The sequence below is a fragment of the Acidobacterium sp. FHG110202_01 genome (genome assembly GCF_059115305.1).
Window position 1 is genome coordinate 584,172 of record NZ_JBZYWJ010000004.1, and the last position, 17,128, is coordinate 601,299.

At 58.2% G+C, this 17,128-nt stretch carries 11 protein-coding genes; 8 read left to right on the forward strand and 3 right to left on the reverse strand.

Going from position 1 to position 17,128, the window contains the following annotated elements; translation table 11 throughout:
* Window positions 1-49 precede the first annotated feature (49 nt).
* Complete coding sequence (locus AC5S16_RS11500) at window positions 50-1,636, forward strand: hypothetical protein (RefSeq protein ID WP_493930203.1); 1,587 nt, start codon at window positions 50-52, stop codon at window positions 1,634-1,636.
* A 173-nt stretch (window positions 1,637-1,809) separates the two neighbouring features.
* Entirely contained in the window at window positions 1,810-5,190 is a 3,381-nt protein-coding gene (locus AC5S16_RS11505; RefSeq protein ID WP_493930204.1) for an outer membrane beta-barrel protein, read from the forward strand.
* A gap of 68 nt (window positions 5,191-5,258) precedes the next feature.
* Here the strand turns inward: AC5S16_RS11505 and AC5S16_RS11510 are convergent, their stop codons facing one another.
* The gene (locus AC5S16_RS11510) at window positions 5,259-5,588 is read right to left on the reverse strand and encodes an integration host factor subunit beta (protein WP_493930205.1); all 330 of its coding nucleotides are present in this window, start codon (window positions 5,586-5,588) and stop codon (window positions 5,259-5,261) included.
* 63 nt (window positions 5,589-5,651) lie between these two features.
* Window positions 5,652-6,557: a signal peptide peptidase SppA gene (gene sppA / locus AC5S16_RS11515; protein ID WP_493930206.1), complete on the reverse strand. Its 906-nt coding sequence runs from the start codon at window positions 6,555-6,557 to the stop codon at window positions 5,652-5,654.
* Between the two features lie 182 nt (window positions 6,558-6,739).
* Here sppA and fdhF point away from each other — a divergent pair, with 182 nt between their 5' ends.
* The 4 genes from fdhF (at window position 6,740) to AC5S16_RS11535 (ending at window position 11,798) form a co-directional block, all read left to right on the forward strand.
* Window positions 6,740-9,802 carry a formate dehydrogenase subunit alpha gene (gene fdhF / locus AC5S16_RS11520; protein ID WP_493930207.1) on the forward strand — a complete coding sequence of 1,021 codons (3,063 nt, stop codon included), beginning with the start codon at window positions 6,740-6,742 and terminating at the stop codon, window positions 9,800-9,802.
* Between the two features lie 187 nt (window positions 9,803-9,989).
* Window positions 9,990-10,472, forward strand: a complete 483-nt coding sequence (locus AC5S16_RS11525; RefSeq protein WP_493930208.1) for a helical membrane plugin domain-containing protein — start codon at window positions 9,990-9,992, stop codon at window positions 10,470-10,472.
* Between the two features lie 206 nt (window positions 10,473-10,678).
* Window positions 10,679-10,972 carry a helix-turn-helix domain-containing protein gene (locus tag AC5S16_RS11530; protein ID WP_493930209.1) on the forward strand — a complete coding sequence of 98 codons (294 nt, stop codon included), beginning with the start codon at window positions 10,679-10,681 and terminating at the stop codon, window positions 10,970-10,972.
* Window positions 10,973-11,075: 103 nt separating this feature from the next.
* Window positions 11,076-11,798, forward strand: coding sequence for an alpha/beta hydrolase (locus AC5S16_RS11535; RefSeq protein WP_493930210.1), 723 nt, complete (start codon window positions 11,076-11,078; stop codon window positions 11,796-11,798).
* A 64-nt stretch (window positions 11,799-11,862) separates the two neighbouring features.
* Here AC5S16_RS11535 and aroE read toward each other — a convergent pair whose 3' ends face one another.
* A complete protein-coding gene (gene aroE, locus AC5S16_RS11540; protein WP_493930211.1) occupies window positions 11,863-13,359 on the reverse strand; it encodes a shikimate dehydrogenase in 1,497 nt (498 codons plus the stop codon).
* 159 nt (window positions 13,360-13,518) lie between these two features.
* On the opposite strand from aroE, the gene AC5S16_RS11545 reads away from it, so the two are divergent.
* Window positions 13,519-15,534, forward strand: a complete 2,016-nt coding sequence (locus AC5S16_RS11545; protein WP_493930212.1) for a M3 family metallopeptidase — start codon at window positions 13,519-13,521, stop codon at window positions 15,532-15,534.
* Window positions 15,535-15,909: 375 nt separating this feature from the next.
* Window positions 15,910-16,719, forward strand: a complete 810-nt coding sequence (locus AC5S16_RS11550; RefSeq protein WP_493930213.1) for an SDR family NAD(P)-dependent oxidoreductase — start codon at window positions 15,910-15,912, stop codon at window positions 16,717-16,719.
* Window positions 16,720-17,128 lie beyond the last annotated feature (409 nt).

Here is a 17,128-nt window from a genome sequence, read left to right on the forward strand (position 1 = left end):
TCATGCGGCACAGCACCGATGCACCCATCGTAGTCGTGGAACGGAATGTATGCTCAAAATCACGCGGCATACTTTACGGCCTTCACGCATGATTACAACGCCCGCAAATTTGGCGACAGAGATACAGTCCCGAACCACACGCCGCCCCAACTGGCTCCTGATCGCCACGCTGTGCGGAGCTGCAGCATACCTCTATCTCAATCTTTTTACCTTGCACGATATCGCGTTTTTGCTGGGCGGGGATCAGCTGTACTTCTGGATGGGCGCCCAGCACCTCATCAGCGGCGAGCACATTTACCGGGATTTCTTCAGCTTTACACCACCTGGTACAGATCTTCTCTATGCCGCCTTCTTTAAGCTCTTCAGTCAACGCATATGGGTGACGAACACAATCGTCCTTACCCTCGGCGTTGCTTTTGCGTGGCTCTGCTTTTCTCTATCGAGCAGATTCATGAAAGACCGCCTGGCCTGCCTCGCGACAGCCCTGTTTCTGGTTCTTGTTTATGGCGCCGCCCTCAACGGGACCAACCATTGGTTTGCCGTCCTTGCAATTGCCGGTGCAGTGAATGTAGTGATGGGAGGCACAAGCTCTGTAAGGCTGGCCGCAGCCGGATCACTTCTGGCTCTGGCCGCCTTCTTCAATCAGGCTCATGGAGCGGCCGCGCTTCTGGCATTTACTCTCTTCCTGCTTTGGAAAAATCATCCGGCAGAGATCGTCAAAAGCCTCGCCTCGTTGTTCCTGGGATTTGGTTTTGTCTTCCTGCTGCTCCACGCTTATTTCATAGCCACAGTAGGAGTGAAACAGCTGTGGTACTGCCAGGTGACCTATGTTTTGAAGTATCCCGCTCGTTCTCCCTATGGATGGTCGCTGGGTCTTCCTGTCGCTCTGACATCGAAGACCTCGCCGAAACTTGCTCCCTATCTCTTCGTCTATGCCCTTCTGCCGGTCACCTGCTGCCTGGCGCTCTGGCGATGCTGGTCGCAGCGAAAGAACCCGTCTTTTCCCTGGGAACGTGTCGCGCTGCTTGCTCTCGTCGGATTTCTCCTGCTTGCCGAAGTGGCCGTCGCGCTCAACTGGCTTCGCCTTTATGCTGTGTCTCTTCCCGGCATCATTCTGTTCGTATGGATGCTCGCCGAAAACCACCAGTTCAAACGCTACGCCATCCCTCTGGTCTGGATTCTCACACTTGGTTTTGCTGCGCGGCAGATCATCGCGGCTCATGCTTCCCACTCCGTCGTGGCTGGGTTTCCGGCTGGACGCCTCGCCACCAATTCCCAGAATTATGAGAAGCTGCATTCGATTGCCCAGCTCACCCAGCCCGGAGATCTATTCCTCCAGGCAGGCTGGCCCGGCGTATACATTCCTCTCCAGTTGCAGAATCCGCTCTACATTCCCACCGTAGAGCCTCTCTATACTCCTCGCGCCAAAGACATCGAATCCGCTATTCAGCAGATCAAATCAAAAGAAGTAAGATATGTCCTCTGGACACCATGGCTGGATGCGCGATGCAGTCCCGGCCTTCTCTGCAACGACTCTCTCTCCCCCTTCAGGAATTACATGCACACCGCATACACATGCGTGCATGTGTTTCCCGACGGCGACGCACTGTGGCAAAGAAACGATGAGCCGCGATAAACGTACATAATCATCCGCATAAAACATTTCACTGCAAAATTCAAAAGCTGTAAAAGAAGCATAAGGAATACTCCGCATTTACGCGGGCCTTATAAAAGCGTTACACGTGGCTTATGAAATTCATTGTTCTCTAGGAACGGCGGCGTCATCCGCACGCCCAACTGGAGAGCATCATGACCGCCCATGCAGTCCATATCAAAACAATAAAATCTGTCTTCATCTCGAGGCCATCATTCTCATTCCTTCTCCTCATCCTGCTGTTTGTATCCGCATTCCATCTCCACGCGCAGTCAACCTTCGGCAGCATACGCGGCACGGTGCAAGATGATTCAGGCGCAGTCATACCCGGCGCTACCGTAACCGTGCACTCGCTCGATGAAAACTATGAGCGACAGGTCACGACCAGCGATTCCGGCGAGTTCACTGCAGAAAACCTGAAAGCAGGCCACTACAAAATCACCGTGAGCCACGACGGCTTTGCCGACTCAGTCGTCAACTCTGCCACGCTCGAAGCACGCCAGGATCTCCGCATTCCCGTCACGCTTGCCGTCGCAGCGCAGGCGACTGTTATCCAAGTAAGTGCAGCGCCCGACCAGATCAACACAGAGAACGGCACCATCAGCGATTCGAAAGACAATCAGCTCATCACGCAGCTTCCGCTCAACAACCGCGCCACCACAACCAGCCCGCTCGCAGCTCTGTCCCTCTCCGCCAACGTGCAGCAGGACAGCTCGGGCAACATCGCCTTAAGCGGCGCCAGCTCATCGATGGTGAATTTTTCCGTCGACGGCATCTCCACTGCAAACGTCCGCCAGAACGGCGCGCTGCAGGACGCCTATCCATCGCAGGAAGGCATCTCTGCCGTTCGCGTCACGGCATTCAACAACAGCGCTGAGTTCTCCCAGGTGGGCGACGTTACATTTACAACGAAGAGCGGCACCAACCAGTACCACGGCAGCGTCTTTGAATATCTTCAGAACGACGCTCTCGATGCCAGCCCCTACGGCTTCAACGGCAAGGCGCCGAAAAAGTTCAACACATTCGGCGGATCGCTCGGCGGTCCTCTGAGCATCCCACATCTCTACAACGGCAAGGACAAGACTTTCTTCTTCGCCGATTACGAAGGCAACCGCCGCACCACCGCTGTGGCCCAGCAGTTTCTCGTTCCTACGCAGGCAGAGCGCAACGGCGACCTCACCGCGCTCGGCGGCCCGGTCATTCCGCAGAGCAGCATCAACCCCACAGCCACAGCGCTGCTCGCCTACTATCCGCTGCCGAATGTATCCGGACAATCAAACTACAACTACGAGAACTTTCAATCCACGCCCGCGCGCACCGATGGAGCCGACCTTCGCATCGACCAGACCATCACATCGAAGCAGTCAGCCTACGCCCGCTTCAGCAGAAAGAACATCACGCAAGATGCCGCCAATCCTCTCCTGCCGAATGACGTGGACAGCGTTCACAACCGCAGTCTTCTCGTCTCCTACACCTACAGCATCACGCCGAAGCTGCTGAATGAATTCCGCTTCGGTTTCACCAATGCCATCACCAGTGTTGGCTTCCCCATCGAAGGCGCTGACGCCCTCAGTCAGCTTCACCTCACCGGAGTCGACATCAGCCAGCATCCCTTCACCCACGCCTTCCCTACATTCAACTTCAGCGCAGGCACCGGCTTCACTCCCATCGGCCGCGACAAGACCGGAGTGACCCAGTCAAAGACCCTGCAATTTACTGACAACGTGACCTACACCATGGGAAAGCACACGCTGAAGGCCGGCATCGACCTGCGCCGGGTACGCTACTTCGATGTCGAGCTCTTTCTTCCTTCTGATGATTTCGGACAGTTCACTTTCCAGCCCACATTCACCGGCAGCGCATTCGGCGATTTTCTTCAAGGCACGCCGACAACTCTCTTCTTCGCCGTCTCAAGCCCCGACGTCGGCGGCACCACATGGCAGACCGGCATATTTGCTCAGGATGAGTTCCAGCTCACCAGCAAGCTCACTCTGAACTATGGACTGCGCTGGCAGGTCCTTCCTGCCATGAATGAGGACGGCGGCAACCTCGCCAACTTCGACCAGAGAAACAACTCCATCGTTGTCCCCAATCAACTCTCCGCCTATCTCGCAAAGCAGAACATTCAGGGCTCGAACCTCGCATTCCAGCAGTCCTTCAATGCCTGCAATCTTGGATACACCGCCCTCCCCTGCACCAATTACGTCACCGCCAGCCAGGACCACCTGTCGCAGGGCCTGCGCAAGACTTACTTCGGAAACTTCCAGCCGCGCTTTTCTCTCGCCTACCGCCCGTTCAATGACACCAAGACTGTCATCCGCGCCGGCTTCGGCGTCTTCACCATGACCAACCTCGGCCCGCTGTCATTCAACAACAGCGGCAACCCAACCTCGAATCTTCACACCTACACCAACACGATGACAGCCGCCGGAACGCCGCTGATTCAGTTTCCGAACACCGCGCCGCCCACCGTCGGCGTTCAGTATGGTGGCGGAGGTCTCGACCAGGGCGTCGATCCCAACTATCGCGATCCCCAGTCCAACCAGTGGAACCTGACCGTCGAGCGCCAGCTCACTGCGAACGACACGCTACGCGTCAGCTATGTCGGCATGCACACCTACCGGCTCAACATCACTGAGGATTTGAATCAGATTCCAGCCAGCCCCATGCCCTATCAGACCACCACAGCCAGCCCCTACGTCGATCCCCGCGCGCCGTACCACAACTGGTTCACTCTCTACAGCACCTTCAATGCCGGAACCGCAAGCTACCAGGCAATGGAAGTCGAAGCCACGCACCGCATGGCGCATGGATTCTACTTCGACGCAAACTACACCCTTGCCAAGAACCTCGCAGACAACCAGGGCAGCACGCCGACTGCATTCGCCGGTGAAGTGAACTACGGAATCCCCATCACCGACCGTTTCCATGTCGCCAGCGACTACGGAAACGTGGAAGGAACTCGCCGCAACCGCCTCCTGTTCTCGGGCCTCTATCAGCTGCCCTTCGGCAGCGGCCGCCAATTCCTCAATACCGGAGGCTGGAAGAATGCCCTGTTCGGCGGCTGGGAGATGAATAACATCACCCTGCTTGAAACCGGGCCGTGGCTCACGCCCAGCATCAGCACTTCCTTCGATCAGTCAAACACCAACGTAGTCAATCGCGGCGCAACGCTCCGCCCCGATGTTGTCTCGACCCGCTACACCAGGGGACAATCGCGCGCGCAGTATTTCAACCTCGCCGCGTTCTCCCCGACACCTGCTGGAGCAGGACGCTTCGGCAATGCCGGCGTCGGAATCCTTCAGGGCCCCGGAACGGCAGCCGTCTCCCTTGGACTGGCCAAGAGCTTCCCATTGACTGAGCACGCAAAGCTGCGTTTCGAATCCACGTTCACAAATATTCTGAACCACACCAACTTCGCCCCGCCGGCAACGCAGGTCGACAACACAACTACCTTCGGCGTACTGAGCGCCCCTCAGACCGCCGAGAACGCAGGCAATCGCACCGGCCAGGCCGCGCTGCGAATCGACTTTTAATCGTTATGACAGAAGACAAAAAGCTGAGGGATTTTATCCCTCAGCTTTTTTATTGATTATGTGTGAAGTTAGGCCGCGGGAGGCGGCTCCGGAGGTGCTGGCGCTTCCGCCTCTGCTGCCTCCTTCGGGTTTACTAGATCGCGAAGTTCTTTGCTGGGTTTGAAATACGGAACGCGCTTGGCTGGCACTTCCACCTTTGCGCCGGTCTTCGGGTTGCGTCCGATCCGCGGCTTCCTCTGGCGGATACGAAAGCTGCCGAAGCCGCGGATCTCTATCTTGTCGCCTGTCTTGAGTGCCTGAATCACGGAGTCGAAAATCGTATCGACGATAACTTCGCCATCGCGCCGCGTCAGGTCGCCTAACTGAGTCACTTCCTCCACCAAGTCTGCTTTCGTCATGGCCAGTCTCGCTCCAAAACTAGGGTACGCCTGATAACTATAATAGATGCAACAAATTTACCCCTATTTCCAAAGAAAATAGAAACCTGCGTGTTTTTCTAACAGCTTTTCCGGATTGGGCCACAAATCGTCCGTATCCGTGGTCACCAGATCGAGCAGCGAGCGGCTCTTTTTCTTCGGCTTCACCACGTTCGGCTCTCCGGAAATCCCCACCTGCTTGGCTGTTTCCAGCAGTGCATCCCTAAAACCACCTTTCTTATCAATAAGATGCAAAGGGAGCGCCTGTTCGCCCGTCCACACCTGCCCGGTTGCCAGCGGCTTCAGCTTGTCCTCGCCAATTCCCCGTCCCACAGACACGTCACGGATGAACTGCGCATGCATATTATCAACAAGGCTCTGAAAATAAGCCCGTTCCTCGGGAGTCATCTCCCGGGTCGGCGATCCTGCGTCCTTCAGCGACCCGGCCTTCAGCACCTCCGGCTTCATCTTGGCCCACTTCAGCAGATCGCCGTAGTTGGTCCACTCCATAATCACGCCGATCGAACCGACAATGCTCGCATCATTGGCATAAATCCTGTTGGTTCCGGAAGCAATGTAATACGCTCCGCTCGCGCCGACACTCTCAATCGAGGCCACAATCGGCTTTTTTTTCTTGTCGCGGATCTGCCGCACTTCTTCGTAGATCTCCTGCGATGCGGCCGCGCCTCCGCCAGGCGAATTGATGTGCAGAACAATGGCCTTGATCGAATCGTCCTGCTCGAACTTCCTCAGCTGGTCGACCGTGGTGTCAGCCGCCAGAATGATCCCATTGATGTCGATCACTCCTATGTTGTCGCCAAAACCGCCGCCTTCACCCATCGAGGAGACCAGAGCATATCCCAGCAATCCTACAACCACAATAAAGGCAACAAACAGGCCGCCTCCCAGCAGAAACCAGAACCAGCCCGAGCGCCGCTTTTCTTCACTCATAGCGCCGAGTGTAGCACTTACAGCATTGCAGTGTGGATGTTTGCGGCAACACGCATTTTCATTATTGTTGTCATCCTGAGAGGGGCGAAGGATCTGCTTTTGCCCGCCAACAGCCCCGAATCTCACCTGTACAAACCCGACCACGGGTGTACGCTGCCAGCGCCCAGAGCATCCGATAGGTTATGGCGGAAAATATTGGGCACGAAGTTTTTCACGGCACTGAGGTTCATAAGACTCATGCCGGTGGGTATGCCGACGAGCTTCTCCGCGAAACACGCCCGAGCTTCGAGATCCTCATCAACGGCATTGCGTGCTTAGCCTTTGAGGGAGAGCGAATCATCGACATCGCCAATCGTGAGATCGGCGACAGCATCCCGCAGGTCTGCTATCACCCGCAGCTCGGCCCCATCCAGACCTGCGATACCTGCATGGTCGAGATCGACGGCAAGCTCGCGCGCGCCTGCTCAACCGTCGCCGAACCGGGCATGCAGATCGTCACCGAATCGGCAGCCGCAACCGCCGCCCAGAAGGAAGCCTTCGACCGCATCCTCGGCAACCACCTGCTCTATTGCACCGTCTGCGACAACAACAACGGCAACTGCACTGTTCACAACACCACCGCGCTCCTCAAGATCGAGCACCAGAACATCCCCTTCAAGCCCAAGCCCTACGAAAAGGATGAGACGCATCCTTTCTACCGCTACGATCCCGACCAGTGCATCCTCTGTGGCCGCTGCGTCGAAGCCTGCCAGAACGTCCAGGTAAACGAAACTCTCTCCATCCGCTGGGAAGACGGGCACCCGCGTGTCTTGTGGGATGGCGGCAAGCCCATCGGCGACTCGAGCTGCGTCTCCTGCGGACACTGCGTCACCGTCTGCCCCTGCAACGCGCTCATGGAAAAATCCATGATTGGCAACGCCGGCTATTTCACATCTCTCGCGACCAAAACCCTCAACCACATGATCGACGTGGTCAAGGGCATTGAGCCCGAGCTCGGCTATGGCCCTATTCTCGAGCTCTCTCAAGCCGAGGCTGCCATGCGCGAGCAGCGCATCAAGCGCACCAAAACCGTCTGCACCTATTGCGGAGTCGGTTGCAGCTACGACGTATGGACTCGCGGCCGCGAGATTCTCAAGATCGAGCCGCTCGATGGCCCGGCCAACGGCATCTCTACCTGCGTCAAAGGTAAATTCGGATGGGACTACACCAACCACGCAGACCGCCTGCGCAAGCCACTCATCCGTGAGCGAAATGGGGAAGGCGACAGCTTCCGCGAAGCAGGCTGGGATGAAGCTCTGAACCTCATCGCCAGGCGTCTTTCTGAAATCAAGCAGCAGCATGGCCCGGACTCGATCGGCCTCATCTCTTCTTCAAAGTGCACGAATGAAGAGAGCTACCTCATGCAGAAGCTCGCCCGCGCCGTCATCGGCACCAACAACATCGACAATTGCTCCCGCTATTGCCAGTCCCCCGCCACGCAGGGACTCTTCCGCACTGTCGGCTATGGCGGCGACTCAGGCTCCATCTCCGACATTGCGCAGGCCAGGCTTGTTCTCATCATCGGCAGCAACACCGCAGAGAGTCACCCTGTGCTGGCAACGCGCGTCAAGAGCGCGCATAAGCTGCATGGCCAGAAGCTCATCGTCTCCGATCTGCGGCGCCATGAGATGGCGCGCCGCGCCGATGTCTTCCTGCGCCCCAACCCGGGCACCGATCTCGTCTGGCTCTCCGCCGTCACCCGCTACATCATCGACAGCGGCCTGCATAAGCAGGACTTCATCAACGAATGGGTCAACGATTTCGATGCTTACCGCAAAAGCCTTGAGCCCTTCACTCTCGAATTCGCCGCAAAGACCACCGGCATCCCCTCCACCACGCTCCAGAACGTCGCGCACATGATCGCCGAGGCCGAGTCCGTCTGCGGGCTCTGGGCCATGGGAGTCACGCAGCACTGCGATGGCTCTGACACCTCGACAGCCATCTCCAATCTGCTGCTCGCCACCGGCAACTATCGCCGCCACGGCACAGGAGCTTACCCGTTGCGCGGACACAACAACGTGCAGGGCGCAAGCGACTTCGGCTCCATGCCCATTTACCTTCCCGGCTACCTCAAAATCGATGACGAAGCCGCGCGCGCCGACTATGAGCGCGCCTGGGACGTGAAGCTGCCGAGTTCCAAAGGCCTCGACAACCACCAGATGGTCGACGCCATCATCGAAGGCAAGCTCAAGGCCATGTACCTCATCGGTGAAGACATGGCTATCGTCGACGCCAATGCAAACTATGTCAACGAAAGCTTCTCCAAGCTCGATTTCTTCGTCGTTCAGGAATGCTTCTACTCAAACACCTGCCGCTATGCCGATGTGGTTCTTCCCGCAAGCCCTGCGCTTGAGAAAGACGGCACTTTCACCAGCACCGAGCGCCGCATCCAGCGCCTCTACCAGGCCATCGAGCCGCTCGGCGAGAGCCGCCCCGACTGGCGCATTATTCAGGACGTAGCCAACAAGCTCGGCGCCGGCTGGAGCTACACGCATCCCTCCGAAGTCATGCACGAATGCGCCAGCATCACTCCGCTCTTTGCCGGAGTCACCTACGACCGTCTCGAAGGCTACAAATCGCTGCAGTGGCCCGTTGCCGCCGACGGCTCCGATCAGCCGCTGCTCTACAGCAAATCCTTCCCTTTCCCCGACGGAAAGGCGAAATTTTACCCCGTCCCCTGGACCGAGCCATGCGAGGCAGCAGGCGACGCTTATCCTCTGCACGTCAACAACGGCCGCCTGCTAGAGCATTTCCACGAAGGCAATATGACCTATCGCGTCGAAGGCATTCGCGACCTCGTCCCCGACCAGTTCCTCGAAATTTCGCCTGAATACGCAAAGGAGCTGGGCATCACCAACGGACGCTGGGTCAAAGTCACTTCGCAGCACGGCGAGATTCGTGCCCGAGTGCTCATCACCGATCGCGTGCACGGCAAGGAAATGTACCTGCCGCTCAATTCCAGCATGGATCCGGTGAACAAGCTCACCAGCAGCCACACCGACCCGGCAACACACACGCCTGCATACAAGGAAGTCGCAGCGAAGATCGAGCTGCTGCCGCGTCAGGGCCCAAGCCCGTTGCCCTACACCAACCACCGCTTCCAGACACCGACGCCGCAGCGCGGAGTGGAAGTGGAACGCAAGTGGAAGCGTCAGGACTACTACATGCCCGGCTCGCAGCCGCTCGTACAGATTCAGAAGACCTAAAGCAGTTATTTTGCGTGATGTTGATGTCTAAAAAGAATTGTCATTCCGACCGGACCCTGAGCTATGCGAAGGGGGCGGAGGAACCTGCAGTTATCTCTAGTTGGCCGGAATCTGAGTGCCCCATCCTTTCACGCTGTCGTTGCGTGAAAGGGTGGGAGGGTGCACAACCAGAAGCAGGAGGCAAAAGATGGCAAAGCCAATCTCGCTGGTACCGCAGCCGCACAATCCGCGTGAAGAAGCTCGGCAGCAGATTGAAAACGCCCCGCTCGATCACGCCGAAGCCGTGCTCTCCGCCTACAAGGCGCTTCAGGCCCTGCATGACAGTGGAGCGCTCGATATCCTCCGCGGCGCAGCCGGAGCCAAAGACTTCCTCATGGGCGAAGTCTCCGCCGGACTGAACACACCCGGGGGAATCCGCGGTCTGCGCAACCTCCTCGCGTTGAGCAAGCTCTTCGCCGCCATCGATCCTGACGAATTGCACGCCGTCGTCTCGCAATCCACCGAAGCCCTCGAAAAGAGCCGCAGCGAATCGGAAACCCCTCCAGGCCTCTGGCAGATCCTCAAAAAAATGAATAGCGAAGACAGCCGACGCGCCCTGAACGCCGCTGCCAATGTATTGGAAACCGTAGGCAAAAACCTCCGGCCAAAAACCCGAAAATTGTCATCCTGAGCGAACCGGGGTCCCCAGCATGCGCGGTGTTCGCAGGCTGGGGTGGTAAGTCGAAGGATCCGCAGGAACAAGAAAAGGGCCCGCCCGATAAGGAATCGAAACGTTCCTGCGATTCGTTGCGAAAGCAACGACCTTTCTCCGCATCAGCAGGATCACTACCAGATTCTGTTGATATATATAATAAATTTTATATACAAACATGGAATATGAGCACAAAACCAAGCCACGTAACTAAAGGCGACGTACTGGACGATCTGGGCTTCTCTCGTTCTGAGTCTTCCGTCCTGAAGGTCAAAGCGACTCTGCTCGACGCCATTCTTAAAGAAATTCAGAAAAAAGGTTACTCGCAGAGTCAACTGGTCGATCTTCTTGACGAATACCAGCCCAACATCAGCAATCTGCTGCATGGAAAAATCGGCAGAGTGAGCATCGAAAAACTGCTCGCCTACTCTGACAGGCTGAAACTGAAGAGCAAAGTCATCATCCGTCCAGCTGCTTAGTGCAGGCCGACGTAAATAGAGTCATTCATCTAATGTCACGGTCATCTCATCTACAGTTCTTACAAGACGGGTCGACCATAGCTTTATAAATGAAGGCAAGGCCATGAAGGAGCAAGCACGCAATCACGTCAACCACAAGCTGAGTGAGTCCGCCGGAGCGCCCGTAGAGTCCGCCGGCGCAGTCTCGGGAGAGTTTGTCACCGAGACGTTCGCGTACGACGGTGGAAGGCAGGTCACAGTGTACGTTCCACCAGACCAGCCTGAAGCAATCGTCTTCGCCGGTGATGGTCAGAGAATCTCTAAGTGGGGCCGGATGCTCGAGAAGGCCGACGTACCGTCCACAATGATCGTCGGTATACATGGGCTGACCGGTGAGATGCTGCGGCTCCATGAGTACTCACCGGGCTTTGAGCCGGAGCGCTTCGCCGCACACGAGAAGTTCTTCGTCGAGGATGTTCTCCGATGGGCGGAGTCGCGGTTTGGCGTGGCGCTGCCCACTGAACGTACCGCAGTATTTGGCGTCTCGGCGGGTGGAGAGCTGGCCCTCGCTCTTGGGCTTCGGCATCCACATGTCTACGGTGCGATCTTCTGCGCCTCGCCTGGCGGCGGTTACAAGCCGCCTGGCGTTATGCCGAGTCCGCTTCCGCGCACGTACCTTGTCGCCGGCACACAGGAGCCGTTCTTCCTCGGAAATGCAAAAAGGTGGGCGGACGCGCTGCGCGATGCAGGTACGGATATCGTCATGAATGAGCGCTCTGGGTCGCACGGTGGCGCATTCTGGCAAGAGGAGTTTCCGCTGATGGTGGCGTGGGCATTCGGACAATGATGCATCCCGGTTTTTCATCGGCGGCCTGATACGACAACTCGCTTCGTGTATCCGGCCGCCCCGGCTACTTCTTCGCCTCTTCCGCCTGCTGCCGAAGCGCATGCACCACCACTCGCAGCATCTCTTCCTCCGGAGCAGGCTTGCCTGTCCAGATCTCGAACTGCCGCGCGCCTTGGTGCACAAACATCTCCACGCCTGTGACTACAGGAATGCTCTTCTCCCGCGCCATGCGCAGCAGCGGCGTATCGATCGGGTTGTAGACCATATCGAAGACCAGCCGCGCATTGATCTCTTTCAATTCGAGAATATGGTTCGGCTTCACGCCATGCATGCCCACCGGAGTCGCGTTGATGATCACATCGAACTGCGTCTTCGCCAGTTGCTCGCGCTTGAAACTCTTCGCCTTCGCCTGCCGCGCCAGCTTCTGCGCGTCTTCCGTCGTGCGGTTCAGGATGAAGACCTCCGCGCCCTTATCCTTCAGACCGAAAACTGCTGCCCGCGCCGCGCCCCCTGCTCCGAGCACCAGAATCTTCGCTCCCTTTAACGGCAAGCGCCGTTCCAGCGGACGCACAATCGCCGCAACATCGGTATTGAATCCGTAGAGCTTGCCGTCCTGCGCACGCACCACGGTATTACAGGCACCGATCTTCTCTGAAATCGGGTCGGTCTTCTCCAGATGCTCCAGAATCTCTTCCTTGAGCGGCATGGTAATCGCCAGCCCCTGCAGAGGAATCTCGCGCACCAGCGTCAGCAGGTCTTTGATCTTTGTCGCCTGCAGCGCCAGGAACACCGCATTCACCGTCTCGCGCCGGAACGCCGTATTCAACATCACCGGCGACAGAGAATGCTTTATCGGATTTCCTGCCACACCGTAGACCTTCGTCGCAACATCGATCTGGTCGATACGATATGTATCCCGCAGCGTGCGCGCCGCAATCTGCCCCGGTCCGGTCTCTTCTCCCGGAGTAGCCGCGGCAAAAGTAAACACGCTCCCCGCGCGAATTCCCAGCACCCGGCTGATAATCCCCTGGTCGCCCATGCAGATGCCGATCATGTTGGCCATGTCCCGCCTGCGTTCCAGGAAGTGCATCATCGTCACGTTGTCCGAAAGATTCTTTGCCGTCGAGACAATCTTGATGAACTCCGGCTCATAGGGCTGGATGCGCTCGAAGATCCCGTCCAGGTCCTTCGTCGCCGCAAAGTCATGCCACGAAATAATGAGCGCCGCACCGCGCGCCCGCAGCTTTTCGAGCTCCGAGTCCTTAATCGCCTCAGCCGTCTGCAGCTCCACATCTACAATATGGAAGCCCGACGACGCGGCCTTGTGCAGGACCTCCAGCTCATCGGCAATCTTGCCTTTGAACCTGCCGCCCGTCGCTGCCCGCCGGCAGGTGCCGATAGCCGTAACTTCAGTCCTTTCAGAGAGAAACTGCTTGATCTTGGGTATAGCGGTTAAGGGTTTATCCAGGTAATCAAGGCGGAATTCAACAAACGTATTCTCCCGGACGGCCTCCTCGGCCTTCTCCAGCATCTCTGCCGGAGTGGACCCGATGATCGACACGCAAACTTTCCCGATCCGGGAGCGCAGGTACTGCGACGAAACTGCTGGAGCAACGTAATTCATGAGCACAATTGCGGCATATTAAAAGGTATCACCAAAGGATGCAAGTGCTTGTCTCTTTCGGCTACTCTGAATCTAACCACAAGAGGAACTCGAATAGTGAGCCAATCCATATCTATTGCTGACACAAACGCCGCCCGCTTCCCCCACCCCTGGAACCCCGACGGCCAGAACACCGTCACCGAATCGACCCTCGAAACCTGGGTCGAAGAAGCGCTCGCCCGGCACAAAGCCGCCATCGAACGCCTGCTCGCCATCACCGGGCCCCGCACCATCGAGAACACCCTGAGCGCCTATGACGAAGCCGTCACCGAGCTGGGCGCCGCCGGATCGCAGGCCGGCCTGCTCGACAGCGTTCATCCAGACAAGAAGATCCGCGACAAGGCCCAGTCCCTTGTCCAGAAGGTCGCCGAAGCCGGAACTCTGCTTGCCCTCAACCAGGACGTCTACCGCACTCTCAGCGTCATCGACCCTGCCCAGGCCGACGCCGGAACAAAATACTACCTCGAACGCACCCTCCTCCAGTACCGCCTCGCCGGCGTCGACAAGGACGAGAAGACCCGCTCCAAAGTAAAGGAGCTCCAGGACAAAGCCACCCTGCTCTCCCTCACCTTCGGCCGCAACGTACAGGAGAACGTCAACAAGGTCGATGTCAAGGACGCATCCGATCTCGACGGCCTCCCCGAAGACTTCCTCGCCACCCACCCCATCGACAAGCAGGGCAAGATCACCCTTACCACCGACTTCCCCGACTACATGCCGGTGATGACCTTCGCCAAAAACGCCGAGCTCCGCCTGCGCATGTTCCTCGCCTACAACACCCGCGCCTACCCGGCCAACGAAGGTGTCCTCCGCGACCTGCTCAAGACCCGCCGCGAGATCGCCCGCCTCCTCGGCTTTGAGACCTGGGCCGACCTTGCCACCGCCGACCAGATGATGGCCTCGGCGAAAAACCTGCGTGCCTTTTTAGCCGAGCTCGACCAGGCCACCAAGTCCGGAGCGGAGCGCGAATACGCAACCGTCCTCGCCTTCGCGCGCCAGAGCGAGCCCAGGATGCCGTCCATCGACGCCGACAGCCGCGCCTTCTGGTACGAACAGTACCGCCGCTCCGCCTACGACTTCGACTCCCAGACCGTCCGCCCCTACTTCCCCTACGGCCGCGTCGAAAAAGGCGTGCTAGAAACCGCCGAGAAGCTCTTCCGCGTCAGCTTCCGCCCTGCAGAAAACGCCGACGTATGGCATCCCTCTGTCAGCGCGTGGGACGTGTATGACAGCGACAGCATGATCGGACGCTTCTACCTCGACATGCATCCGCGCGAAGGCAAGGACAAGTGGTTCAGCGCGCATCCGCTCATCCCCGGCATCGCCGGCAAGCAGACGCCAGAAGCCGCGCTGATCTGCAACTTCCCCGAGCCGAAGGAAGGCAATCCCGGACTTCTGCAGTATTCCGACGTCGTGACCTTCTTCCACGAATTCGGCCACCTGATGCACGCCATTCTCGGCGGTCAGCAGAAGTGGGCCGGAGTCAGCGGCATCTCCACCGAAGGCGACTTCGTCGAAGTCCCATCGCAGATGCTCGAAGAATTCTTCCGCGACCCGCAGTTGCTCGCCAGCTTTGCAAAGCATTACCAGACCGATGAGCCCATCCCCGCCGAGCTCGTCAAAAAGATGAACCGCGCCGGAGCCTTCGGCCGCGCCGACTGGGTGCGCACGCAACTCTTCTACACCAGCTACTCGCTCGACACCCACTACGACGACCCGGAGGACCTCAACCTCGACATCCTCCTTCAGGCCGACTACACAAAATTCCTGCCCTACACCTGGATCGACGGCAACCGCATGTACGCGAGCTTCACCCACCTCACCGGCTACTCGTCGAACTACTACACCTACCTGTACGACAAGGTGATCGCGCTCGACTTCTTCAGCCAGTTCAACCGCGCCAGCCTGCTCGACGACCCCGTCGCCCTGCGCTACCGCAAGACAGTGCTCGAGCCCGGAGGCTCCGCTCCCGGAAAAAACATCGTCCAGGAATTCCTGGGCCGCGACCAGAGCATCGAAGCCTTCACCAAATGGATCGGCGAAGAATTCAACGAACCAGCACCAGTCAGGTAGGCGCGGGCTTCAGCCCGCGCAAATAACGGCATCAAAATGCGGCTTCAGCCGCTGAGGTCACGTTGTTAAAAGATGTCATCCTGAGCGAAGCGCAACGCGCAAGTCGAAGGACCCGCAGGAACAAGAAGAAGGTTTGCTGCCCGGAATCCAAACGTTCCTGCGAATCGTTGCACAGCAACGACCCTTCGCAGGATACTTCCAAGAATGCACAATGAGCCTGATACCCAGGATCGGGGTAGTTTGTAAGGAGCACCATGCCACCATCCCCAACTCCGCAAAGCCGTCCAGAACAAATGGGGCCTTCATCACCGGAGCCGGGTGCCCCATGTTCGTCCGCGCAGCGGACTAACGTGGGGTAGTTTATAAGGAACAACCATGCCGCCATCCCCCCAACTCCGCAAAGCCGTCCAGAACAAATGGGCCCTCATCACCGGAGCAAGCGCCGGCATCGGGGTCGCTCTCGCCGAGCAGCTAGCCGCAGCCGGAGCAAACCTCGTCCTCACCGCCCGCCGCGCCGATCGCCTCGAAGCCCTGGCCGCGCGCCTCGCGACCACCTGCGGAATCGAAGCCCGCACCATCCCCGCCGACCTCGCCGATCCGCAAACTCCGGAACAGCTCTTTGCCGCCACCGAAGGCGCAGGTCTCCCCATCGACATCCTCATCAACAACGCCGGATACGGCTACTCCGGCGAATTCGCAAAAGGCGACGCAGCCTGGCAGCGCCGCATGGTCGAGCTCAACTGCACCGCAGTCGTCGAGCTCACCCGGCTCTTTCTGCCGAAGATGATCGAGCGCCGCCGCGGCTACGTGATGATCGTCGCCTCGACCGCGTCCTATCAGCCTGTTCCATACATGGCGACCTACGCTGCCACCAAGGTCTTCGACCGCTTCCTCGCCGAAGCCCTGGCCCATGAAGTCGCCGAATACGGAATCAAGGTCAGCGCCCTATGTCCCGGCCCCACCGAATCCGAGTTCCACGAAATCGCCGGAACGCGCAACCAGTTAGGACGAGGCCGCCAGTCCGCCGAAGAAGTAGCGCGCCTCGGCCTTGAGGGATTAGTTCGCGGCGACCACTGGGTCATTCCCTACACCGCAGGCAAGGCGATGGTCTTCATGCAGCGCCTCGTACCGCGCCGCCTCGTCTCCGGAGCAGCCGCAAAAATGTTCCGCCCCAAAACGAATTAGGTCACGGAGCACAGAAACGGGTACCCCGGAGCCTGCCCTGAGCGAAGTCGAATGGGTTCGCGTAGCTAACTTGGGGCAGTTTGTCTTTGTCAAGCCCCCAAGGCATGCGAAAACCCCCTAACCTGAACAAAGCAAAGGAAAGATCGAAGAAAAATAGTTGGCATAGAATTCCCAGTAAAATTGCTAAAATAGAAATAGGAGCAAAGAAAAAGCCCGCCTCAATGGCGGGCTTTCGTGTTTCTGCACCCTGCACCCTGCACCCTGCGCGCTGAGCGCTGCACCCTGAGGAGAACCCATGTACAACGAATGCCGCCACCTCTTCACCAGCGGCACCAAATGCAGGCAGGCAGCACTCAAAGAACAGCCCTTCTGCACCTACCACAGAAACACCCGCCAGCGCCCCTCGCCC